The organism is Streptomyces sp. A01 (assembly GCF_059026195.1).
Map to the genome: position 1 here is coordinate 1 of NZ_JBWLKN010000045.1, position 21,477 is coordinate 21,477.

A 21,477-nucleotide genomic window follows, 5' to 3' on the forward strand; every position below is an offset into this window, starting at 1 on the left:
CGGAGCACGGAGCACGGAGCACGGAGCACGGAGCACGGAGCACGGAGCACGGAGCACGGAGCACGGAGCACGGAGCGTACGGCGCCACGGAGCACGGGAGCGTACGGGGCACGGGGCCGCAAGCGCGAGGGGTCTGCCCGGCTATCGGGCCGCTATCAGGGCCCGGAGCAGGCCGCTTGCGGGACGGGGCGCGTTGGCTAGCGCTGGGTGGGCGACGACGCGGCTGAGGGGGGCGACGGAGGGGAGGGAGGGGCCGGAGGAGGCGGTGGGAACACGGCTGCCGCGCTCAGGCGTGCCTTTGTGCGCGCGCCCACTCCCAGGTGCACGGCGGCCCGCAAATCGGCGCCCGTATCCACGTCGCGGCGAACACTCTCCACGCCCGCCAGCAATATCTCGTGCGCGCCTGACAAGCGATGCCGTATACGAGAAGCGCCACCAAAAGCGGGTTCGAATTCTGTTTCCGGTCCGGCCGTCAGCAAAGTGGTGCCGATTCTCGCGGCGTCCGCGAGAAATGCGCGCGGAAAGCCGGCCGCCGCGTTCAGGACCCGGTCGAGTTCCGCCGGGCGCAACGCGGGCAGGTCGGCGTTGAGGGCGGCGACCGCGGCGTCCGGCCGCATGGACCGTACCGCCGCCGCTCCGTGTGCGAGCGCGGCGTTCAGCCCGCCGCCGGGGACATCGGGCATGAGTCGCGCGCCGAGCGCCGCCAGTTCGGTCGTGGCGAGCGGATCGTCCGTGATGACCACCACATCGCGCACCCCGGCACAAGCCAGCGCCGCGCTGACGGTGTCCTGGGCGAAAGCGAGCGCGAGCCCTGGCCGCAGCCCGTCCGAAGCGGCGTCCGCCAGCCTGCTCTTCGCGCGGGACAGTGGTTTGAGCGGCACCACCAGGCTCCAGTCCACAGCCGCTCCCTCCGCTTCCTCTGTTCGCGCCCGCCTCATTCTCGCCTGCTGCCGGAGCTGCCCCGGACCGGCGGGGTTACGGTGTTCTCGACAGACCGGATACCTGGGGCGACACTTGTGCGACTGCCCGGGTGGCAACAAGCCAGCAGGTCAGCGAGCTCCAAGAGGAGGATGTCCGAGTGCCCCGCCACAGAATCGGCTTCTGGTACCGCCTGGCGGCGGTCCTCGCGAAACCGCCGCTCGTGATTCTGTTCAAACGGGACTGGCGCGGAATGGAGAACATTCCAGATCACGGCGGATTCATCACCGCGGTCAACCACAACTCGTATCTCGATCCGCTCTCGTACGCGCACTTCCAGTACAACAGCGGGCGAGTGCCGCGGTTCCTCGCGAAATCAGCGCTCTTCAAGGTGCCCGTCTTCGGCAGGATGTTCCGTGGCCTGCAGCTGATTCCGGTGTACCGCGAGTCCACCGACGCCGCCAACGCGTTCCGGGCCGCCGTGGCCGCCATCAACAAGGGCGAATGCGTCGCCTTCTACCCCGAGGGCACCCTGACCCGCGACCCCGACCACTGGCCCATGCGTGCGAAGACCGGCGCGGCCCGGGTCGCCTTGCTGACCAAGGCCCCGGTCATCCCGGTGGCGCAGTGGGGCGCCAACCAGGTACTGCCGCCGTACGCGAAGGCGAAGCGGGTGCGGCTGTTCCCCCGGAGAACGTTCAAGGTCATCGCGGGCCCGCCGGTCGATCTGTCCGAGTACTACGGACAGGAACCGACCGTTGAGGTGCTGCGTGCCGCAACCGACACCATCATGGGCGCCGTCACCGAACTCCTCGCCGAACTGCGCGAGGAACCGGTGCCGGACACCGCGTACGGACAGCGAAGGGGCCTCGCCGCCGGGGGCGACGGGGCCAAGGAGGGCGCCACGTGACACGCTGCGCGGTCTACGGCACGGGATCGTGGGGCACGGCCTTCGCGATGGTGCTCGCCGACGCTGGTTGTGAGGTGACCCTGTGGGGCCGCCGTGCCGAGCTGGTGGACGCCATCAATGACGGCCGGGGAAACCCGGACTACCTCCCGGGCGTGGAGCTTCCCGGCTCCGTACGGGCCACCACCGACCCCGCCGCGGCGGCGCGCGGCGCGCGGTTCACCGTCCTCGCCGTGCCCTCCCAGACGCTGCGCGGGAACCTCGCCGCGTGGACGCCGCTGCTGCCCGCCGACACGGTGCTCGTCAGCCTGATGAAGGGCGTCGAACTCGGCACCGCCAAGCGGATGAGCGAGGTCATCGAGGAGGTGGCGCAGGCGGACCCGGACCGGGTCGCTGTGCTCACGGGGCCCAACCTCGCCAAGGAGATCGCCGCCAGGCAGCCCGCCGCCGCCGTGGTCGCCTGCCGCGACGAGAGCGTCGCCCAGCGACTGCAGACCGCCTGCCACACGCCGTACTTCCGCCCGTACACCAATACCGACGTCGTGGGCTGCGAGCTGGGCGGCGCGGTGAAGAACGTCATCGCGCTCGCTGTGGGCATCGCCGACGGCATGGGTCTCGGGGACAACGCCAAGGCGTCGCTGATCACCCGCGGGCTCGCCGAGACCACGCGGCTCGGCCTGGCGATGGGCGCCGACGCGCCCACCTTCGCCGGTCTGGCCGGCATGGGCGACCTGGTGGCCACCTGCTCGTCGCCGCTCTCCCGCAACCACACGTTCGGCACCAACCTCGGACGGGGCATGACCCTGGCCGAGACCATCGCGGTGACCAAGCAGACCGCTGAGGGCGTCAAGTCCTGTGAGTCGGTCCTGGATCTGGCACGGCGGCACGGAGTTGACATGCCGATCACGGAGACGGTGGTCGGCATCGTGCACGACGGGAAGCCGCCCCTGGTGGCCCTCAAGGAACTGATGTCGCGCTCCGCCAAGCCGGAACGGCACTGACGGCTCAGCCAGCGGAGCCGGTACGGGGCCACCACTCCTGAGCCGCCGGGCGCCCGAATCCCCCGGCGTACGCTTCCGGGGCCCGGGAAGCGCGCACGGGGCGCGGGGGAGCGCGGACACTGGGCCGGGGGAGACCGGTGAGGACTGACCCCGAGCGAACCGCAGGGTAATCTCATTTCGATGAGCAGCGAGTCCACTTCCCCCAGCCCCGTACCCGTCTCCGGCGCCCCGTCCGGCCCTGGACCTGACGGCCGGAAGCCGCGTGTCGCCGTTGTGTTCGGTGGCCGCAGCTCCGAGCACGCCATCTCCGTACTCACCGCGGGCGCCGTGCTCGGAGCCATCGACCGTACGAAGTACGACGTGCTGCCGATCGGCATCACGACGGACGGACGGTGGGCGCTGACCGCCGATGAGCCCGAGCGGATGGCCATCAGCGGCACGACGCTGCCGAGCGTCGAGCAGCTCGCCGAAAGCCTTGAGGGCGGCGTGCTCTTGCCGCTCGATCCGAGCAGCCGCGAAGTGGTCTACAGCGAACCGGGCTCCGTGCCCAAGGTGCTGGGCGACGTGGACGTCGTCTTCCCCGTGCTCCACGGCCCGTACGGCGAGGACGGCACGCTCCAGGGCCTGCTGGAGCTGTCCGGAGTGCCGTACGTCGGCGCGGGGGTGCTCGCCTCAGCCGTCGGCATGGACAAGGAGTACATGAAGCGGGTCTTCAGCTCCTTCGGGCTGCCGGTCGGGCCGTACGAGGTGATCCGGTCCCGTGAGTGGCGGACCGGCCCCGGTGGTGACGGGGGAGCGGCCGCGCGCAAGAAGATCGTGGAGTTCACCGCTGAGCACGGCTGGCCGGTCTTCGTGAAGCCCGCCCGCGCCGGGTCCTCCATGGGCATCAGCAAGGTGGACGACCTCGCTGGGATCGATGAGGCCGTCGAGGAGGCGCGGAGGCACGACCCGAAGATCATCGTGGAGGCGCTGCTGCGTGGTCGCGAGATCGAGTGCGGAGTGCTGGAGTTCGAGGACGGGCCCCGGGCGAGCATCCCGGCGGAGATCCCCCCGGTCACCGCCCACGACTTCTACGACTTCGAGGCCAAGTACATCGACTCGGCGACCGGCATCGTGCCCGCCCCGCTCACGCCCGAGGAGACCGGGCGCGTGCAGGAACTCGCGGTCGCCGCCTTCGAGGCGGCCTCCTGTGAGGGGCTGGCACGGGTGGACTTCTTCCTGGCGGACACCGGCGACTTCGTGATCAACGAGATCAACACGATGCCCGGCTTCACCCCGATCTCCATGTATCCGCGCATGTGGCAGGAGAGCGGCGTGAGCTACCCGGAGCTGGTGGACCGCCTCATCCAGGCGGCCCTCAACCGCCCCACGGGCCTGCGCTAAGCCCCGCTGCTCGTCCCCGGTCAGCCTCTCTCCGTCCCCGGTTCGCTCCTTCTCCGTCGTCCTGCTTTCGGCTCCCTCGCCGTCTCCGCAGGGACTTATGGAGCACGGCGGGCTTTCCCCTGCGGGCACCTGTCGCGTACGGGGCTTCCGCCGCCCCGCTGCCGGCCCGGGCCCATAGCCGTGAACCCGGGGCCGGGGACGGCGGACGAACAGCGGGCGCGTGGCGCTACGGGGAGTGGATTGGTGGGCGGCATGCGCGCCGCGCCGCCCCGGCTCCGTACCGCCCGGAACGGGGCGGGGATCGCAGGCTGCTGACGTGCCGGGCGCTTGGGGCCGGGCACGGGGCTTGGAGCACGGGGCACGGGGCACGGGGCCTGGGTGGCGGCGCCGGACAACGGCGCCGGGCGCGCGGTATACGAGGCACGGAGGACGGGGCACGGAGCGCGGGTCTGGAGCCCGGGGCGCGGGGTGGCGGCTGGACTCGCGAAGTCGTGGGACCGGCGAGCGCGGAACGCGCCCGCCCGCGCGCGTGGGAGCGCCGGAGCCGGTCGGCCCGATGGCTAGACGCCCGTCGGTATGGTCTTCTTGACGGCGCTCGCGAGGTCGGTCAGTGCGTTGATCTCTGGGGCGTACTTCGCCGGTACCGTGACCTCTACGTACGCCTTGCGCAATATCGTCGTGAACCGGTAGCCGTCGTCCTGCTTTTCCAGCAGCCAGCCGACACCGTTCACGTCCACCGAGTCGGCGGTGGGGTTGTAATGTTCACTACCAGGCGTGAGCAGTTCAGGTCGGGGCACACCGCAGCGCAGTTGTACGGCCGGATCGCCCCAGGCGCCGGTGAACTCCGAAGCCGGATCGGCCTTACGCCGGTCGAGTCCGTCGACCTCCTTGGGCAGCTCCCTGTGCAGCGCGCGGCACAGCGTCGCGGCTCGTGGCGACGGCGAGGGAACCGTGGGTGCTGGGGAATCGTCGCTGACAGTGCAGCCGACGGCGGACAACAGCAGCGCGGCGATGGGCAGACGAGACAACCGGCGTGGTGGGAAACTCACCGGGCCGAGGATACGGGGAGCTACAGATGGACGACCGGGCAGGTGAGGGTGCGCGTGATGCCATCGACTTGCTGGACCTTGGCGACCACCATGTGTCCAAGTTCGTCCACCGTCTCAGCCTGGGCGCGCACGATGACGTCGTAAGGGCCGGTCACATCCTCGGCTTGGATCACTCCGGGGATCTTGCCGATGACTTCGGCGACGGTCGACGCTTTGCCGACCTCAGTCTGGATCAAGATGTACGCCTGTACCACGGAACCTCCAGGGCGGCGACGAGGATCATGTGGGGAGAAGGGACGCCACGGTACCGCGTCGCCGAGCGGCGCGGGGAGACCCGCGCGGCGTGCGCGGCGTGGCGGCCCGTAGACCAGACAGCGGAGCACAGGGCGGAAGATCAGTGCAAAGGGGCAATGGGATGAAGGGCACCGTGGGCGAGTTGGGGGAGTTCGGGCTGATCAGGGAGCTCACATCCCGGCTCACCAGCACCCCGGCGGTCCGGCTTGGACCGGGGGACGACGCCGCGGTGGTCGCAGCGCCGGACCGGCGCGTCGTGGCCAGTACCGATGTACTGCTGGAGGGGCGGCATTTCCGCCGCGACTGGTCCACCGCCTACGACGTCGGACGTAAGGCCGCCGCGCAGAACCTCGCTGACATCGCCGCCATGGGCGCGGTGCCCACCGCTCTCCTCCTCGGTCTTGTCGTGCCCGCGGACCTTCCTGTGACGTGGGCCAACGAGTTGATGGACGGCATCCGCGACGAATGCCAGGTGGCGGGCGCCGCTGTCGTGGGCGGCGACGTCGTGCGCGGCGAGATCATCACGGTGGCCATCACGGCTCTGGGAGATCTGCGCAACCACGAACCGGTCACTCGTTCCGGTGCCAAGCAGGGCGACGTTGTCGCCGTGACGGGCTGGCTCGGCTGGTCAGCCGCGGGGCACGCGGTGCTCTCACGCGGCTTCCGTTCGCCGCGCGCCTTCGTCGAAGCACACCGGCGCCCCGAGCCGCCGTACCACGCGGGCCCCGCCGCCGCCGGACTTGGCGCGACATCGATGACGGACGTCAGCGACGGGCTCGTCGCCGATCTCGGTCACATCGCCGAGGCCAGCAAGGTCCGCATCGACCTGCGGTCGGCGGCCATAGACATCCCTTCGCAGATGTCCGACATCGGTCAGGCGGTGGGTGTGGACCCGCTCCAGTGGGTGCTCAACGGCGGCGAGGACCACGCGATCGTGGCGACCTTCCCCAGCGACGTGAAACTTCCCGCCCGCTGGAAGGTCATCGGCGAGGTGCTCAACCCGTCGGCGCTGCCGCAGGTGACGGTCGACGGGGCGCCGTGGGCGAAGGCGGGCTGGGACCACTTCAGCGACGTGGAAGACGCCGAGGAGAACTGACACGGAGCGCCTGGACGCGGCGCCGGGGCGGCGGCGAAGCCGCCCCGGGTGGGCGCCGGGCAGTCGGCGCGCGGGCGCCGAGTAGATTCGGTGGTATGACCGTGGTTACCCCAGACGTAAGCCCTGTGCCCGCCGCGATACCCCCTCGCGTACTCACCGTCGCCGGCTCCGACTCCGGCGGCGGGGCGGGCATCCAGGCCGACCTGAAGACGATGCTCGCCCTCGGCACGCACGGGATGAGTGTGCTGACGGCCGTCACGGCGCAGAACTCCCTCGGTGTGCGGGGTGCGTGGGAGCTCCCGGTGGAAGCGATCCGCTCCCAGTACCGGGCTGTCGTCGACGACATCGGCGTCCAGGCGGTGAAGACGGGCATGCTCGCCTCACCGGAGATCGTGGAGACCGTCGCTGAGCTGCTCGCCGGTCTCGCCGCCCCCGTGGTGATCGACCCGGTCGGGGTCTCCAAGCACGGCGACGCACTGCTGGCCGCCGAGGCGCTCGACGCCGTACGTACGAAGCTCCTGCCGACGGCGACCGTCGCCGCCCCCAACCTGGACGAGGTCGAACAGCTCACGGGGTTCCGAGTGGCTGCGGAGGCGGACCTGCGGCACGCTGCGGCCGTCATCCTGGAGTTCGGCCCCCGCTGGGCCTTGATCAAGGGCGGTCATCTGGCGGGGGACGCCGTCGACCTGCTGACCGATGGGACCGAGGAGCACTGGCTCCGCTCCGTACGCCATGACAACCGGCACACGCACGGCACCGGTTGCACGCTCGCCAGCGCCATCGCCGCGCACCTGGCGCACGGGATGCCCGTACCGGAGGCGGTCGCCGCGGCGAAGGAGTACGTCACGGGAGCCATCGAAGCGGGCTTTCCGCTGGGCTCGGGCATCGGCCCGGTCGACCACGCGTGGCGCTGGCGCTGATCCCCCGCGCTCAGGAAGCCCTGGCCTGAAGGGTGCGGGCCAAGGAGAGTCCTACGGAGCACGGAGCACGGAGCACGGAGCACGGAGCACGGGGCACGGAGCACACGGGGCACGGGGCACGGAGCACGGGGCCGTGCCGGACGGTGCGGGTGCACAGGGCCTCGGGGCTGCGGGGTACGGAGCACGGGGCCCGGACCGCAAGACGTCTTCATCTCAGCACGGTCGAACGCTCGCGGAGCGCGCGCGTACGCGCGCATGCACGCGTGCCCACACGAAGCAAGGGAGGCGTAGGGAGGAGCGATAAATAGCGTGAAGAGAGGAGGCCCGAACTCTCTGCGCCGTGGGCAGGCCCAGGCAGGCGCAAGCGGGCAAAAAAAGACGGCCCGCCATAAAGGCGGGCCGACTTTGGCAACCGGCTGGCTGCGCTACGACGGGAACGTCAGCGCGCGACCTTGCCGGCCTTGATGCACGAGGTGCAGACGTTGAGCCGCTTCGGCGTCCGACCGACCACAGCGCGCACCGTCTGGATGTTGGGGTTCCAACGACGGCGAGTGCGGCGGTGCGAGTGCGAAATGTTGTTGCCGAAGCCCGGCCCCTTGCCGCAGACGTCGCAGTTGGCAGCCACGGGTCACTCCAAAGACTTCAGATGCACTTACGGTGAATCCCTGACGTGCCGGATCAACGAATGATCTGCATTGCCAGGGGGTAAAGGCCCGACTCTCATCGGGCAACCGGAGCAGCATACAACGACTGCTTCCGTACAACGAAACTACCATGGGTGCGCGGGCCCCTGCCCCGGGTGGTCCCTCCGGTGCGCGACTACCCTGCGGGCATTCAGGCTGCTCAGCCAGGACGGTCCAAGGAGGACGTACGTGCCGCACACGCTCGACGCCGAGGCGGTACGTACCTGGTGCGGGCTGGCGCTGGAGGCGCTTGGCCGGGCGCGCGAGGAGATCGACGCGATCAACGTCTATCCGGTCGCTGACGGGGACACCGGTACCAATCTGTATCTGACTGTGGAGTCCGCTACGCAGGCCGTTGGCGCAGCCTTCGGCGGCCATGCGGCCACGGGTACCGCGTCCAGGCCCAGCCTCGCTGATGCCATCCGGGCCATGGCCCACGGGGCGCTCATCGGGGCGCACGGGAACTCCGGAACGATTCTGTCGCAGCTGCTGCGCGGCATGGCTGAGGTGCTGGCCGCGAGCGACGAGGCCGGGGAGCTGGCCCCGGGCGCCGATGACGAAGGCCACGCCGGGGGTGAGGCGCTGTCCCGCGCGCTGTCCCGCGCGGCCGAGTCGGCCCGGCAGGCGGTCGCCCACCCCGTAGAGGGCACAGTCCTCACGGTGGCCACATCGGCAGCATCCGCGGCCGCCACCGCATGGGAAGCTATGACGACCACGCGGGGTGCTGACGGCGCGGAACTCGCATCGGGCCCACGGCGTAATGGGGCGGCAACGGAGCACGGGGCGAGTGCCCAGCGGGGCGCGATCACGGGGCACGGGGCAGCCGAACGCTGTGATGCGGCGACGGAGCACGCCGCGACGCAGCACGGGGCGACGGCAGGCCGAAGCGACGTAACGGAGCACGGGGCGACGGCGGAGCATAACGCCGCTACGGAGCACGGGGCGGAGGCAGGGAACGTCGCGGCAACGGAGCACGGGGCCGACGATGGGCCTGGGCCTGGGCCTGGGCCGCTGGCGCGTCGCTCGGTGCGCGGTGCTCGGGGAGCGGCAGCCGTGGCGCGTGCGGCCTATGAGGGCGCGCGTGCTGCCCTCGACGAGACCCCCGGCCAGCTCGACGCCCTGGCCGATGCCGGGGTTGTCGACGCGGGCGGCTATGGGCTCGTCACGGTCTTGGGCGCCCTCGCTGAGACGTTGACCGGTGAGCGGCCCTCGGCGCCGTTCAGCGCGCCCCGGAGCGCACTCGGCCGCGCGAAGTGGTCCGGAGCGCCCGGGCGGCGGCCTTCCGCCCGGGCCGCTGAAACGCTCCCGTCAGGCGCCCACGGACCGGCAGGCGCAGGGAGCGACGGGGAGGCCCAGGCCGCCCACGCTAGCGAAGCCGCCTATGGCACCGGACCTGTCAGGGGCGCCGAGCCAGCCTTCACTGCCTCCTCTTCGGCAGCCCCTCGCCACCCCGGCGAAGACGACCCCGGTGCGGGCTCGGGTCCCCGGGGGGCTTCCACCGATGAGGAGCCTCCCGGCTCCGGTCTCGTTGGTACGGGACGTACGGCCGGGAGCGCACCCGGTGAGGGTGCCTCCAGCACGTGTCTCTCACCCGGCTCCGTCAGCGGCGGCCCCGCTGCCGAGGGGCGCACTGTCCCGGACGCTTCCGGTGAGGGGCCCGCGTACGAGGTGATCTACCTCCTGGAGGCCGACGACGTGGCCGTCGCCAGGCTGCGGACCCGGCTGGACGCGCTGGGTGACTCGCTCGTCGTGGTGGGCGGCGACGGGTTGTGGAACGTCCACGTCCACGTCGACGACGCGGGCGCGGCGGTAGAGGCGGGCATTCAGGCGGGGCGCCCGTACCGCGTCCGGATCACCCACTTCGGCGGCGCGGCGGAACAGCGGCGGGGGCAAGCGGCCGATGCCGCCACGCGGGAGACGGGGCACGGGGCACGGGGCACGGGGCGGGGCGCGCGCGGCGAACGCGTGCCCCGCGCGGTGGTCGTGGTCGTGCCCGGCGATGGCCTCGCCGCCCTGTGCGCGGAAGCGGGCGCCACGGTGGTGACCACGCGCCCCGGAGAGCCGCCTGCCAGCGGGGAGTTGGTCGAGGCGGTTCGGAAAGCGCACGCTCACGAGGTCGTGCTGCTGCCCAACGACGCGGAGCTGCGGCACACGGCCGCGGCGGCCGCGGCGCAGGCGCGTACGGAGGGCGTACGGGTCGCCCTCATCCCGACCCGCTCCGTTGTCCAGGGCATCGCCGCGCTCGCCGTACACGAGGACGGGCGTCGCTTCGACGAGGACGTCGTCGCCATGACGTCCGCCGCCGGGGCGACGCGGTACGCGGAGCTGGCCGTCGCCGAGAACCAGTCGTGGACCATGGCGGGGATCTGCCAGGCCGGTGACGTTCTCGGCCTGATCGATGGTGATGTGGCCGTCATCGGGGCCGACCTGGCGGGGACCGCGTGCACCGTGCTGGACCGGATGCTGGCGGCGGGCGGTGAGATGGTGACGCTGGTGCTGGGCGCGGGCGTGCCCGGCGACCTCGCCGAGCGTCTGGAACGGCATGTGCGCGAGGCGCACCTCGCGGTCGACACGGTCGTCTACCGGGGCGAGCAGCAGTCCGCCCCGTTGCTCATCGGCATCGAATGAGCGCGGTCTCCAGGCGGGGCCGTGCGAGCTCGCGGCCCCATGGCGGAGCCGACCGCGCCCGGCGACGGATGACGCGGATGCCCGCCCCTGGCCGCTCCCGACCGGACACGGCGGACGCGGCGGGCATGGCCTAACGGGCACTGTCGGCGGACAGACCCCGTCGCCCGGGCGGACGGTTCCTCGCTGAGCCGTACTGGCCGGGCCGTGGGACTGAACCCGTATTGAGCCGAGCCGTACGAGCCTGAGCCGCACGAGCCAAGCCGTACGAGCTGAGCCGTACGAGCTGAGCCGTACGAGCTGAGCCGTACGAGCTGAGCCGTACGGGCGGTATGAAGTGCCGCGCGTTCGGGGCACGTCGTACGGGCTGTCGGTGGTGTGGTGTGCAATGGACTACATGCCCGTGCTCGATGAACCCCTGAAGAAGATCGTCGGCGGCAACACCGCGAAGGTGATGGCCGCCCATCTCGACCTGCATACGGTCGGTGATCTGCTGCATCACTACCCCCGCAGGTACGCCGAGCGCGGCGAGCTGACCCGGCTCGCCGACCTCCCGCTGGACGAGCACGTCACGGTGGTCGCGCGCGTCGCGAAGGCGGCGAAGAAGACGTTCAACCACGGCAAGGGGGTCCGGCTGGAGGTGGTCGTGACCGACGGCAGCGGCTCGCTGACGCTGGTCTTCTTCGGCCGGAGCGTCTTCCATCATGAGAAGGCGCTGCTGCCGGGCCGCCGGGGGATGTTCGCGGGAAAGGTCTCGGTGTTCAACCGGGCCCGCCAGCTTTCGCACCCCGACTACGAGCTGCTGGACCAGAACGACGACGACGCGGGCGCGGCGGGCGCGGCGGACGCGTTCGCGAATCAGCAGCTGCCGTTGTATCCGGCGTGCAAGCAGCTCGCGTCCTGGCAGCTGGCGAAGTCCGTGGGCATGCTGCTCGACACCATGGAGGCCACCGGCTGGGAGGGCCTGACCGATCCGCTGCCCCGCTCGCTGCGGGAGGGCCGTGGGCTCGTGACGCTCCCCGAAGCGCTGGTGAAGATCCACCGGCCGCGTACGAAGGCGGACATCGCCACCGCGCGCGACCGGCTGAAATGGGACGAGGCCTTCGTCCTGCAGGTGGCTCTCGCCCGCCGCCGGCATGCCGACGCCCAGCTGCCCGCCGTGCCCCGCGAACCCCGTCCGGACGGGATGCTGAGTGCCTTCGACGCCAAGCTGCCCTTCACGCTGACCGAGGGCCAGGAGCAGGTGTCGGCGGAGATCTTCCGCGACCTCGCGACCGAGCACCCCATGCACCGGCTGCTCCAGGGCGAGGTGGGCAGTGGCAAGACCCTGGTGGCGCTGCGCGCGATGCTCGCCGTGGTCGACGCGGGCGGCCAGGCCGCGATGCTCGCTCCGACGGAGGTGCTCGCCCAGCAGCACCACCGCTCCGTCACCGAGATGATGGGGGAGCTGGCCGAAGGCGGTCTGCTGGGCGGCTCCGAGCACGGCACCAAAGTGGTGCTCCTCACCGGCTCCATGGGGACGGCTGCCCGCCGCCAGGCCCTGCTCGACCTGATCACCGGCGAGGCCGGAATCGTGATCGGCACGCACGCGCTCATCGAGGACAAGGTCAAGTTCCACGACCTGGGGCTGGTCGTGGTCGACGAGCAGCACCGGTTCGGTGTGGAACAGCGCGACGCCCTGCGCGCCAAGGCCGACCGCCCGCCCCACCTGCTGGTCATGACGGCCACGCCCATTCCGCGCACGGTGGCCATGACGGTCTTCGGCGACCTGGAGACCTCGGTGCTCGACCAGCTGCCCGCGGGGCGTTCGCCCATCGCCAGCCACGTGGTCCCGGCGAAGGACAAGCCCCGTTTCCTGAGCCGTACGTGGGAGCGCGTACGCGAGGAGGTCGAGTCCGGGCACCAGGCGTACGTGGTCTGCCCCCGCATCGGCGACGAGGAGGACGACCCGAAGAAGCCGAAGGGTGCCAAGTCGGGCAAGGCGGACCCGCTGGAGGAGCCGGGCGAAGGCGGCATGGAGCCCGAGTCCGTCGATGACGGTGGTGAGCGCAGGCCGCCGCTGGCGGTCCTCGATGTCGCCGAGCAGCTGGCGAAGGGGGCGCTGGCCGGGCTGCCCGTCGAGGTGCTGCACGGGCGCATGCACCCCGACGACAAGGACGCGGTGATGCGGCGCTTCACGGCGGGCGAGGTGGGCGTGCTCGTGGCGACGACGGTGATCGAGGTCGGCGTCAACGTGCCGAACGCGACCGCCATGGTGATCATGGACGCGGACCGGTTCGGCGTCTCCCAGCTGCACCAGTTGCGCGGCCGGGTCGGCCGTGGCTCGGCTCCCGGCCTGTGCCTGCTGGTCACCGACATGCCGGAGGCGAGCCCCGCCAGGGCGAGGCTGGGGGCGGTCGCCGCGACGCTCGACGGGTTCGAACTCTCGCGTATCGACCTGGAGCAGCGGCGCGAAGGCGACGTGCTGGGCCAGGCGCAGTCCGGCGTGCGCTCCAGCCTTCGCATGCTCACCGTCATCGACGACGAGCAGGTCATCGCCGCCGCCCGTGAGGAGGCCGTCGCGATCGTCGCGGCCGACCCGGAGCTGGAGGGGCTACCCGAGTTGCGTACGGCGCTTGACGCCCTGCTCGACGCCGACCGTGAGCGATACCTGGACAAGGGCTGACCAAGGGCTGGCCAAGGGCAGAGCAAGGGCTGACGTCCCGCCTCAGGCGCTTTCGTGCCTCCCGCCGTGCTGACCGCCGGAGGGCGTCCAAGGCGCCCAGGGCGCGCCCCGGAGGTGACGGCCGGGGCGGTCGATGAGTCGCCCGCCGAGCGACGCCATATCGTGGGGGAGCGGCAGCCGTCCGGGGCTGCCCGTCCATCCACCACGAAGGGCCGACCACAGATGACCCGCGTGATCGCCGGGGCCGCCGGCGGGCGCCGCCTGGCCGTGCCGCCCGGCACAGGCACCCGCCCCACCTCGGACCGGGCGCGCGAGGGCCTGTTCTCCACCTGGGAGTCGCTGCTCGGCTCCCTCGACGGGGCGCGGGTACTCGACCTGTACGGAGGCTCGGGCGCCGTCGGCCTGGAGGCGCTCTCCCGGGGTGCCGCGCACACCCTGCTGGTGGAGTCCGACCCGCGCGCCGCCCGCGTCATCCGGGACAACGTGCGGGCGCTCGGCCTGCCAGGAGCCGAGGTCCGCAGCGGCAAGGCGGAGCAGGTTGTCGCGGGGCCCGCCCCCACCGACCCGTATGACGTGGCCTTTCTCGACCCGCCCTACGCCGCCACCGACGATGATCTACGAGAGATCCTCCTCACACTCTGCGGTAATGGCTGGCTCGCGGCACAGGCGCTGGTCACCGTGGAGCGGAGCACCAGGGGCGGCGAGTTCCGGTGGCCGACCGGTTTCGAGGGGCTGCGGGCCCGTCGCTACGGGGAAGGCACGCTTTGGTACGGTCGCGCCGCTTCATGCCGCCTGATCACGACCCGCAACAGCGCGTCATGACCGCACTGGAGAGCGAGGAACCACTCTTGCGTCGCGCCGTCTGTCCGGGATCTTTCGACCCCGTCACCAATGGGCACCTCGACATCATCGCCCGCGCTTCGAAGCTGTACGACGTCGTGCACGTCGCCGTGATGATCAACAAGTCGAAGCAGGGACTCTTCACCGTCGACGAGCGGATCGACCTGCTGCGCCAGGTCACCGCCGAGTACGGCAACGTCGAGGTCGAGGCGTTCCACGGCCTCCTCGTCGACTTCTGCAAGCAGCGCGACATCCCCGCCATCGTCAAGGGACTGCGCGCCGTCAGCGACTTCGACTACGAGTTGCAGATGGCCCAGATGAACAACGGGCTGTCCGGCGTGGAGACACTGTTCGTTCCCACCAACCCCACCTACAGCTTTCTCTCCTCCAGCCTGGTCAAAGAGGTCGCGGCCTGGGGCGGCGACGTCTCCCACCTGGTGCCCCCACTGGTTCTGGATCACCTCACCGAGCGGCTCGCGCAGCGCTGAGTCACTGACGGTCCGTCAGCAGGTGTCGGGCGGGAGCCCACTGCCCGTACAGTCGGTCCCGTCCCGACCCTTCGGCCTAGAGAGTGCGAGCACCCAAGGTGGACGTGCAGAAGAAGCTCGACGAGATCGTCGGCACCGTCGGCAGCGCGAAGTCCATGCCCATGTCCGCCTCGTGTGTGGTCAACCGGGCCGAGCTGCTCGCCATGCTCGAAGAGGTACGCGCCGCCCTGCCCGGCTCCCTCGCGCAGGCCCGTGAGCTGCTCGGCGGCCGCGACCAGATGGTCGAGGCGGCGCGCCAGGAAGCCCAGCGGATCATCGAATCCGCGCACGCGCACAGCGGCTTGCTGATCTCCGAGACCGAGGTGGCCCGCCAGTCCCAGGAGGAAGCGGACCGCATTCTCGCCGAGGCGCGCCGGGAGGCCGAGGAGATCCGCGCCGAGGCCGACGACTACGTGGACAGCAAGCTGGCCAACTTCGAGGTCGTCCTCACCAAGACCATCGGCTCCGTCGACCGGGGCCGCGAGAAGCTGCTCGGCTGGGGCTCCGCGTCCGGCCCGTACGGCGCGACCGACGAGAACGGCCAGCCCGACCAGGCGCCCGAGCGGAGCACCGACCCGGAGACGCTGCGCCGCCGCGCCGACGAGTACGTGGACACCAAGCTCGGCGCTGTGGCGGCCGTACTGGCCAAGACCCTCGAAGCGGTCGGCCGGGGCAGGCAGAAGCTCCTCGGCGCGGAGGAGGACGAGCTGGGCGCCCACATGGCCGCCCAGGACGCCGCCCTCGGCGCCGGGCTGCGCACCAGTGACGACGACTACATGGCGGATCTCGCCACCACTCAGCACGGCACCACTCAGCACGCGACCGTGCAGCATGCCGCGGACCCGCGCATCGCGCCCCCTGCACAGCAGCCGCCGCTGCCGGACCAGCCGCCCATGCCGGATCAGCTGCCGCCGATGCCCCAGCAGCCCGCCGCCCAGCCCGAGGTCCCGGCGCAGGGCGACTACGCGGACTACTACGCCACAGCGGGTTACCAGCAGGACGCCTACGGTTACCCGCAGCAGTACGCGCAGCATGATCCGTACGCCGCCCAGCCGCACCACGGCTACCAGCAGCAGCCCGTCGGCATGACGGAGCCCGCAGGCGACTACGGCTGGCAACAGCAACAGCAACAGCAACAGCAACAGCAGCAGCAGGGCTACGACCCGCACACCGGGTACGCCATGCCGCAGACGGCCGGCGGCCAGCAGCCGCAGCAGCAGCCACGCGCGGGCGCCCCCGCGCTGGACGAGGCCAGCCTCTTCGACACGAGCATGATCAATCTGGATCAGCTCCGCGAGTACGAACAGGGCCGCTGAGAGTGCCGTAGCCCGAGGTCGCGTGCCGTCAGACGCGGCGAGGGAGCCGGCGAGGGGCGGATTGGGTCTACGGCGGCCTGTCCAGTATCCTGGCTCTTCGGTCGCATGTTCATCCGCGATCTCGGCTGCCCACTTCGTCCAGCACGTGGCGGGCGGCCTGTGCCGCAGCGTAGAAAGCAGGAAGCCCTGAACGCCCGTCTCGACCACCGTTCCCCGCTCGTGTTCGATACACGAGAGCTGGGGCGGCGTCCCGGTGCGCTCAAGCGGCTCTCCCGTTCGATCGCGGCCCCCGTTGACCTCGGCGTCGAGGTGATCGGTGTGCGTGAGGACGCGACCGTAGAGCTTGACCTCCGTCTGGAGTCGGTCATGGAAGGGGTGCTTGTCACAGGCACCGCCCGTGCACCGCTGACAGGGGAGTGCGTAAGGTGTCTGGAGCCGCTTGAGCGTGAGCTCGTAGCGGATTTCCAGGAGATGTACTCCTACCCTGACGCCGACGACCGGAGCCGCGAAGCGGATACCGGCGACGACGCCGAGGAGGAGGACACTCTCTTCCTTGAGGGCGACTTGTTCGACCTTGAGCCCGTGCTGCGGGACGCGGTAGTGCTGTCACTGCCGCTGCAGCCGGTGTGCCGGGAGGACTGCCCGGGTCTGTGCCCCGAATGTGGAGCGCGGCTCGCTGACGACCCGGACCACCATCATCAAGAGGCCGTCGACATCCGTTGGGCGGCTTTGCAGGGACTCGCTGAGACCACTCAGGGCGGCGAGAAGGACAACACACCCCGCGACAGCGGGGATGACCCACAGGAGAAGTAGCCGTGGCTGTTCCGAAGCGGAAGATGTCGCGCAGCAACACGCGCCACCGCCGGTCGCAGTGGAAGGCTGCGGTCCCCACCCTGGTGGCGTGCGAGCGCTGCCACGAGCCGAAGCAGCAGCACATCGCGTGCCCTAGCTGCGGCACCTACAACCGCCGCCAGGTCCTCGAGGTCTGATCGGCGGGTGACAGGCTCCATGTCAGACGCCAATACGCCGCTCCGCAAGCGCGGAGACGATTCACTGGCAACGGCGGACACGGCCTCGTCCCACACGATTCTGGAAGGGCGGCTCGGGTATCACCTTGAGTCCGCCCTTCTGGTGCGTGCGCTCACCCATCGCTCGTTCGCGTACGAGAACGGCGGGTTGCCCACCAACGAACGGCTTGAGTTCCTCGGGGACTCGGTCCTGGGCCTGGTGGTCACCGACACGCTGTATCGCATCCACCCCGACCTGCCCGAAGGCCAGCTGGCCAAACTGCGGGCCGCGGTGGTCAACTCGCGTGCGCTTGCCGAGGTGGGCCGTGGCCTCGACCTCGGCGCGTTCGTCCGGCTCGGCCGGGGCGAAGAGGGTACGGGCGGCAGGGACAAGGCATCCATTCTGGCCGACACGCTGGAGGCGGTGATCGGCGCCGTCTATCTCGACCGGGGCCTTGATGCCGCCGCCGAGCTGGTGCATCGGCTTTTCGACCCGTTGATCGAGCGTTCCTCGAACCTCGGTGCCGGCCTGGACTGGAAGACCAGCCTTCAGGAGCTCACGGCCACTGAGGGGCTTGGCGTGCCCGAGTATCTGGTCACCGAGACCGGCCCCGACCACGAGAAGGTCTTCACGGCTGCCGCTCGCGTCGGTGGTGTCGCGTACGGCACCGGCACCGGCCGCAGCAAGAAGGAAGCGGAACAGCAGGCGGCTGAGGCCGCCTGGCGGGCGATCCGCTCGGCGGCGGACCAGGCGACCGCCGCGGCATCCGCTGCGACCGCCGCGGCATCCGCTGCGACGGACGTCCAATCCGCCGAAGGAGCGGCCAGTGCCTCGGCCGCTCCGGCGACGTCCGGCACCGCTGAGGGGGCTGAACCCACCTCGCGGTGACACCGCGCCGCCGCCGCACAGTGTGACGACTGCGCTCGATGCAACGCATGAGCATGATGGGCCCACCGGCTATCGCTGGTGGGCCCCTTGCTCGTCCATCCCCGACTCCCACGGAGGATCACGTGCCGGAACTGCCCGAGGTCGAGGTCGTCCGGCGCGGCCTGGAGCGCTGGATCACCGGCCGCACCATCGCCGAGGTGGAGGTACTGCATCCGCGCGCCATCCGCCGCCACCTGGCGGGCCCCGCCGACTTCGCCGCCCAGCTGGTCGGCCACCGCTTCGCCGCGGCCTGCCGCAGGGGCAAGTACCTGTGGTTGCCGGTGGACCTGGTGGAAGCGGAGGAGACGGCCGAAGGCGCGGACCCGGTCGTCGCCATGGACCCGACCGGCGGGGCGCGGGCGGCGGGCGAGCACGGCCCCTTCGGCGCCGACCAGGTGGCGGGCGCGGGGGAGCGGCCCGGAGGCGGGCCGGGGGACGTGTGGCCCGGCGCGGGGAAGACGGAGCACGATGCGCAGCCGGTGGGGGCCGGAGCCGCGGGGACGGGGCGCGGGGCACGGGGCCTGGAGCACGGGGCCTGGAGCACGGAGCACGGGGCAGGAGCCACGGGGCGGTCCATGCTTGGTCATCTCGGCATGAGCGGGCAACTGCTCGTCCAGCCGAACGACGCCCCCGACGAGAAGCACCTGCGCATCCGCGTCCGGTTCGCCGACGCGGCGGGCACCGAACTGCGCTTCGTGGACCAGCGGACCTTCGGTGGACTGTCCCTGCACGACCAGCTCCCCGGCGCACCTGACGGGCTCCCTGACGTCATCGGCCACATCGCCCGCGACCCGCTGGACCCCAAGTTCGACGAAGAGGCCTTCTGCGCGGCGCTGCGTCGCCGCCGCACCACCGTCAAGCGCGCGCTGCTGGACCAGTCACTGATCAGCGGCGTCGGCAACATCTACGCGGACGAGGCCCTGTGGCGCGCCCGGCTGCACTTCGACCGGCCGACCGCCACCCTCAACCGCCCGCGCGCGATGGAGCTGTTGGGGAACGCCCGGGACGTCATGAGCGCCGCGCTCGCCGTCGGCGGCACCAGCTTCGACAGCTTGTACGTCAACGTGAACGGTGAGTCCGGGTACTTCGAACGGTCGCTGGACGCGTACGGGCGCGAGGACGAGCCCTGCCGCCGCTGCGGAACGGCGATGCGGCGCAGCCCTTGGATGAACCGCTCCAGCTACTTCTGCCCCCGCTGCCAGCGGCCACCGCGCATGGCCTCCCTGCCCTCCGGTGCCCGTGGCCACGCTCTGTGACGTAGGAGGGGGCACGAGGGCCTTGGCTTGGCGCCATGGGGCGGACGGGCACGGGGCGGTGCGCGCGGCGCCGTATGGGACACGGGGCGGGGCGGGGCGGGGCGGGGTACAGCACCGTACGGGGCACAAGGCACGGGGCGCGGGGCACGGGGCGCTACGTCGTACGGGGCACGGAGCACGGGGCCCCGATGCGCTGGGCACCACGGGGCACGGAGCACGGAGCCCCGAGCACGGGCCCCAAGGCCCGTGGCATGACGCGGCCCCGTAAGAGGTGCGGGGCGCCGCCTGCGCGGCGGCAAGGCACCGCGCGGCTACTCCGCCGACACGTGGCGGCTCGTCGAGGTCGTCAGTACCCGAAGTCCTGCGTCCACCACGGTCCCCCCTCGGACATGCGCGCGCCGACCCCCAGTGCCGTGTAGTCGCGGTTGAGGATGTTGGCCCGGCGGTCCGGCTGTTCATCCGGGCATCCATCACCGACCGGGCGTCCGCCTGTCCGCGCGCGATGTTCTCGCCGCCCAGGCCGCTGAGCCCCGCACGTGCGGCCCGGTCCCAGGGGCCGGCCCCGTCCGGGTCGGTGTGGTCGAAGAAGTCTCGCTCGTCCATGTCCTGGCTGAAGACCCCAGCCGGGGCCACGAGTTCGCTGTCGGCCTTCACCGCGTCGCATCCCGCCCTGGTCCGTTCCTCGTTGACCAGCGTCAGGACTTCGCGCTCGGCGGCGGTGTCCGGGGCGTCGGAGCCGACCGGGGCGGGCGGGCGTTCCGGCGCCGGAGGTGTCGGGCGGGCGGGGCCGGGACCGGTGGGCCCGGCGCCTGGCTCGGCCGGGGTTTTCCGCTCTCGCGGCGTGGCGGGCCGCAGGCGGGCGCCCCGGTGACGTCCCGACCATCCGGCGTCGGGTGGGGTCGCGGTGGGTCCGGGGGCAGAGCGTCGATGGCGGCCCATCTGCTGCCTTCCTTACCTGCTCGCCGTCAACTGCTTCACTCGCATGGGTGATGCGCGTTGGTGGGCGACGGTACGGGAGGACGCGGCGGGCCGAAGCGATGCCTGATGAATCGGCCAGTTAGCGTGCACCCATGAACGAGAATGTTCGGCTCACCGCCTGGGTGCGTGGCCGTGTGCAAGGCGTCGGCTTCCGCTGGTTCACCCGGGCGAACGCCCTCCGCGTGGGCGGCCTGGTCGGCTTCGCGTCCAATCTGGGGGACGGGCGCGTCCAGGTCGTCGCCGAGGGCCCGCGGGCGGCGTGCGAGGAGCTCCTCGGCTGGCTGCGTACCGGCGACACGCCCGGCAGGGTCGACGGTGTCACTGAGATCTGGGACACCCCGCGAGGTGGTTATGACACCTTCGAAATCCGCTGACAGAAGGGAGCGCGGTCGGCTGCGCCGTGTGCTCCGGCATGCGCGCCCGGCAGAAACGGCCTGGTGGTTGCCAATACGGCCCGGTCGTGCAAGGCTGCCGCACTAAGGATGATCTCCACGCCCCGGAGGGCCCGAGAGATGCCGCGCCGCACGGTCCGTTGCCGCGCCTTCTCGGTCGCCCGACGATACGGGGTGTGATCGTGTTGACCGTCAATCTTTTTGGTGAGACGCTGGAAACCCCGCGCACCTTAACTGTTTGGCATCGAACACAGGAGTGATGGCAGACACCGCGGGTGCGAATCCCTCACGACCCATACCGCATTCGGTCGGTCACTCATTGTGGAGGACCATCCATCATGGCAAAGGCGCTTCTCGGTTACGTCGGCGGTTCCGATCCCCGAGTCCTCACCGAGATGCGACGGCTTCAGCAGCGTGTCCAGGACCTCGAATCCGAGCTTATTCGGATGCAGGCCGAGAACGACGCGCTGGCCGCCGCCGCTCACCACAGCGACTCGCTGCTCGACAGCATCGACGTATCCCAGGCGGAGCCTGCGCTTGCCTGACCAACTGGTCCCCCAAGGACTGGTCGGGCTTGCATCGCCACCCGCTTGAGAACCTGCAAGGGACGCTTCGGCGTCCCTTCGTCGTTTCCCGGCTAGTCATTCGAGCTTTCCTTACCGTCTGATGTGCCCTTCACATTCCCCGGTGAA

The 21,477-nt window shown here is 71.0% G+C and carries 20 protein-coding genes and 1 pseudogene; 16 read left to right on the forward strand and 5 right to left on the reverse strand.

All coding sequences use genetic code 11. The annotated features are described in order from the left end of the window. Nucleotides 1–197: 197 nt before the first annotated feature. A complete protein-coding gene (cofC, locus tag AC5P1B_RS33810; protein ID WP_493891842.1) occupies nt 198–899 on the reverse strand; it encodes a 2-phospho-L-lactate guanylyltransferase in 702 nt (233 codons plus the stop codon). Nucleotides 900–1,078: 179 nt separating this feature from the next. On the opposite strand from cofC, the gene AC5P1B_RS33815 reads away from it, so the two are divergent. The 3 genes from AC5P1B_RS33815 to AC5P1B_RS33825 all read left to right on the forward strand — a co-directional run bounded on the left by AC5P1B_RS33815 (nt 1,079) and on the right by AC5P1B_RS33825 (nt 4,209). Next, on the forward strand, nt 1,079–1,828 hold the full coding sequence (locus tag AC5P1B_RS33815) for a lysophospholipid acyltransferase family protein (RefSeq protein WP_493891843.1): 750 nt from the start codon (nt 1,079–1,081) through the stop codon (nt 1,826–1,828). Further along, a complete protein-coding gene (locus AC5P1B_RS33820) occupies nt 1,825–2,826 on the forward strand; it encodes an NAD(P)H-dependent glycerol-3-phosphate dehydrogenase (protein ID WP_493891844.1) in 1,002 nt (333 codons plus the stop codon). The genes AC5P1B_RS33815 and AC5P1B_RS33820 overlap by 4 nt, the downstream gene beginning before the upstream one ends. 180 nt (nt 2,827–3,006) lie before the next feature. Beyond that, the gene (locus AC5P1B_RS33825; RefSeq protein WP_493891845.1) at nt 3,007–4,209 is read left to right on the forward strand and encodes a D-alanine--D-alanine ligase family protein; all 1,203 of its coding nucleotides are present in this window, start codon (nt 3,007–3,009) and stop codon (nt 4,207–4,209) included. A 560-nt stretch (nt 4,210–4,769) separates the two neighbouring features. Here AC5P1B_RS33825 and AC5P1B_RS33830 read toward each other — a convergent pair. Continuing rightward, complete coding sequence (locus tag AC5P1B_RS33830; protein WP_493891846.1) at nt 4,770–5,258, reverse strand: DUF3515 domain-containing protein; 489 nt, start codon at nt 5,256–5,258, stop codon at nt 4,770–4,772. Between the two features lie 20 nt (nt 5,259–5,278). Further along, the gene (locus tag AC5P1B_RS33835; protein WP_493891847.1) at nt 5,279–5,512 is read right to left on the reverse strand and encodes an Lrp/AsnC family transcriptional regulator; all 234 of its coding nucleotides are present in this window, start codon (nt 5,510–5,512) and stop codon (nt 5,279–5,281) included. Nucleotides 5,513–5,673: 161 nt separating this feature from the next. Between AC5P1B_RS33835 and AC5P1B_RS33840 the strand changes: the two genes are divergently transcribed. Then, complete coding sequence (locus AC5P1B_RS33840; protein WP_493891848.1) at nt 5,674–6,648, forward strand: thiamine-phosphate kinase; 975 nt, start codon at nt 5,674–5,676, stop codon at nt 6,646–6,648. A 95-nt stretch (nt 6,649–6,743) separates the two neighbouring features. Beyond that, nucleotides 6,744–7,568: a bifunctional hydroxymethylpyrimidine kinase/phosphomethylpyrimidine kinase gene (thiD, locus tag AC5P1B_RS33845; RefSeq protein WP_493891849.1), complete on the forward strand. Its 825-nt coding sequence runs from the start codon at nt 6,744–6,746 to the stop codon at nt 7,566–7,568. 439 nt (nt 7,569–8,007) lie between these two features. Here the strand turns inward: thiD and rpmB are convergent, their stop codons facing one another. Beyond that, the gene (gene rpmB, locus AC5P1B_RS33850; RefSeq protein ID WP_014628431.1) at nt 8,008–8,193 is read right to left on the reverse strand and encodes a 50S ribosomal protein L28; all 186 of its coding nucleotides are present in this window, start codon (nt 8,191–8,193) and stop codon (nt 8,008–8,010) included. Between the two features lie 247 nt (nt 8,194–8,440). Between rpmB and AC5P1B_RS33855 the strand changes: the two genes are divergently transcribed. The 9 genes from AC5P1B_RS33855 (at nt 8,441) to mutM (ending at nt 19,415) form a co-directional block, all read left to right on the forward strand. Further along, nucleotides 8,441–10,879 carry a DAK2 domain-containing protein gene (locus AC5P1B_RS33855; protein WP_493891850.1) on the forward strand — a complete coding sequence of 813 codons (2,439 nt, stop codon included), beginning with the start codon at nt 8,441–8,443 and terminating at the stop codon, nt 10,877–10,879. A gap of 394 nt (nt 10,880–11,273) precedes the next feature. Then, nucleotides 11,274–13,541, forward strand: a complete 2,268-nt coding sequence (gene recG / locus AC5P1B_RS33860; protein ID WP_493891869.1) for an ATP-dependent DNA helicase RecG — start codon at nt 11,274–11,276, stop codon at nt 13,539–13,541. A gap of 222 nt (nt 13,542–13,763) precedes the next feature. Beyond that, entirely contained in the window at nt 13,764–14,363 is a 600-nt protein-coding gene (rsmD, locus tag AC5P1B_RS33865; protein ID WP_493891851.1) for a 16S rRNA (guanine(966)-N(2))-methyltransferase RsmD, read from the forward strand. Further along, nucleotides 14,360–14,869, forward strand: a complete 510-nt coding sequence (gene coaD, locus AC5P1B_RS33870; RefSeq protein WP_493891852.1) for a pantetheine-phosphate adenylyltransferase — start codon at nt 14,360–14,362, stop codon at nt 14,867–14,869. Before rsmD ends, coaD begins: the two co-directional genes overlap by 4 nt. Nucleotides 14,870–14,967: 98 nt before the next feature. After that, complete coding sequence (locus tag AC5P1B_RS33875) at nt 14,968–16,224, forward strand: cell division initiation protein (protein ID WP_493891870.1); 1,257 nt, start codon at nt 14,968–14,970, stop codon at nt 16,222–16,224. 219 nt (nt 16,225–16,443) lie between these two features. Continuing rightward, the gene (locus tag AC5P1B_RS33880) at nt 16,444–17,037 is read left to right on the forward strand and encodes a YceD family protein (RefSeq protein WP_493891871.1); all 594 of its coding nucleotides are present in this window, start codon (nt 16,444–16,446) and stop codon (nt 17,035–17,037) included. Between the two features lie 2 nt (nt 17,038–17,039). Continuing rightward, entirely contained in the window at nt 17,040–17,213 is a 174-nt protein-coding gene (rpmF, locus tag AC5P1B_RS33885) for a 50S ribosomal protein L32 (protein ID WP_009714764.1), read from the forward strand. 19 nt (nt 17,214–17,232) lie between these two features. Next, nucleotides 17,233–18,120, forward strand: a complete 888-nt coding sequence (gene rnc, locus AC5P1B_RS33890) for a ribonuclease III (protein ID WP_493891853.1) — start codon at nt 17,233–17,235, stop codon at nt 18,118–18,120. A gap of 122 nt (nt 18,121–18,242) precedes the next feature. After that, nucleotides 18,243–19,415, forward strand: a complete 1,173-nt coding sequence (mutM, locus tag AC5P1B_RS33895; protein WP_493891854.1) for a bifunctional DNA-formamidopyrimidine glycosylase/DNA-(apurinic or apyrimidinic site) lyase — start codon at nt 18,243–18,245, stop codon at nt 19,413–19,415. 504 nt (nt 19,416–19,919) lie between these two features. Here mutM and AC5P1B_RS33900 read toward each other — a convergent pair. Next, a pseudogene (locus tag AC5P1B_RS33900) lies at nt 19,920–20,354 on the reverse strand (CAP domain-containing protein); the annotation flags it as partial. Between the two features lie 131 nt (nt 20,355–20,485). On the opposite strand from AC5P1B_RS33900, the gene AC5P1B_RS33905 reads away from it, so the two are divergent. Both AC5P1B_RS33905 and AC5P1B_RS33910 read left to right on the forward strand, forming a co-directional pair. After that, entirely contained in the window at nt 20,486–20,767 is a 282-nt protein-coding gene (locus AC5P1B_RS33905) for an acylphosphatase (protein ID WP_493891855.1), read from the forward strand. 356 nt (nt 20,768–21,123) lie between these two features. Beyond that, nucleotides 21,124–21,330, forward strand: a complete 207-nt coding sequence (locus AC5P1B_RS33910; RefSeq protein ID WP_493891856.1) for a hypothetical protein — start codon at nt 21,124–21,126, stop codon at nt 21,328–21,330. The last annotated feature ends 147 nt before the right edge of the window (nt 21,331–21,477 follow it).

What these genes read in the sequence shown, in the direction of transcription:
- AC5P1B_RS33825 (WP_493891845.1), top strand. Translation starts at nt 3,007, where the DNA reads ATGAGCAGCGAGTCCACTTCCCCCAGCCCCGTACCCGTCTCCGGCGCC.
- AC5P1B_RS33840 (WP_493891848.1), top strand. Translation starts at nt 5,674, where the DNA reads ATGAAGGGCACCGTGGGCGAGTTGGGGGAGTTCGGGCTGATCAGGGAG.
- thiD (WP_493891849.1), top strand. Translation starts at nt 6,744, where the DNA reads ATGACCGTGGTTACCCCAGACGTAAGCCCTGTGCCCGCCGCGATACCC.
- recG (WP_493891869.1), top strand. Translation starts at nt 11,274, where the DNA reads ATGCCCGTGCTCGATGAACCCCTGAAGAAGATCGTCGGCGGCAACACC.
- rsmD (WP_493891851.1), top strand. Translation starts at nt 13,764, where the DNA reads ATGACCCGCGTGATCGCCGGGGCCGCCGGCGGGCGCCGCCTGGCCGTG.
- coaD (WP_493891852.1), top strand. Translation starts at nt 14,360, where the DNA reads ATGACCGCACTGGAGAGCGAGGAACCACTCTTGCGTCGCGCCGTCTGT.
- rnc (WP_493891853.1), top strand. Translation starts at nt 17,233, where the DNA reads ATGTCAGACGCCAATACGCCGCTCCGCAAGCGCGGAGACGATTCACTG.
- AC5P1B_RS33905 (WP_493891855.1), top strand. Translation starts at nt 20,486, where the DNA reads ATGAACGAGAATGTTCGGCTCACCGCCTGGGTGCGTGGCCGTGTGCAA.
- AC5P1B_RS33910 (WP_493891856.1), top strand. Translation starts at nt 21,124, where the DNA reads ATGGCAAAGGCGCTTCTCGGTTACGTCGGCGGTTCCGATCCCCGAGTC.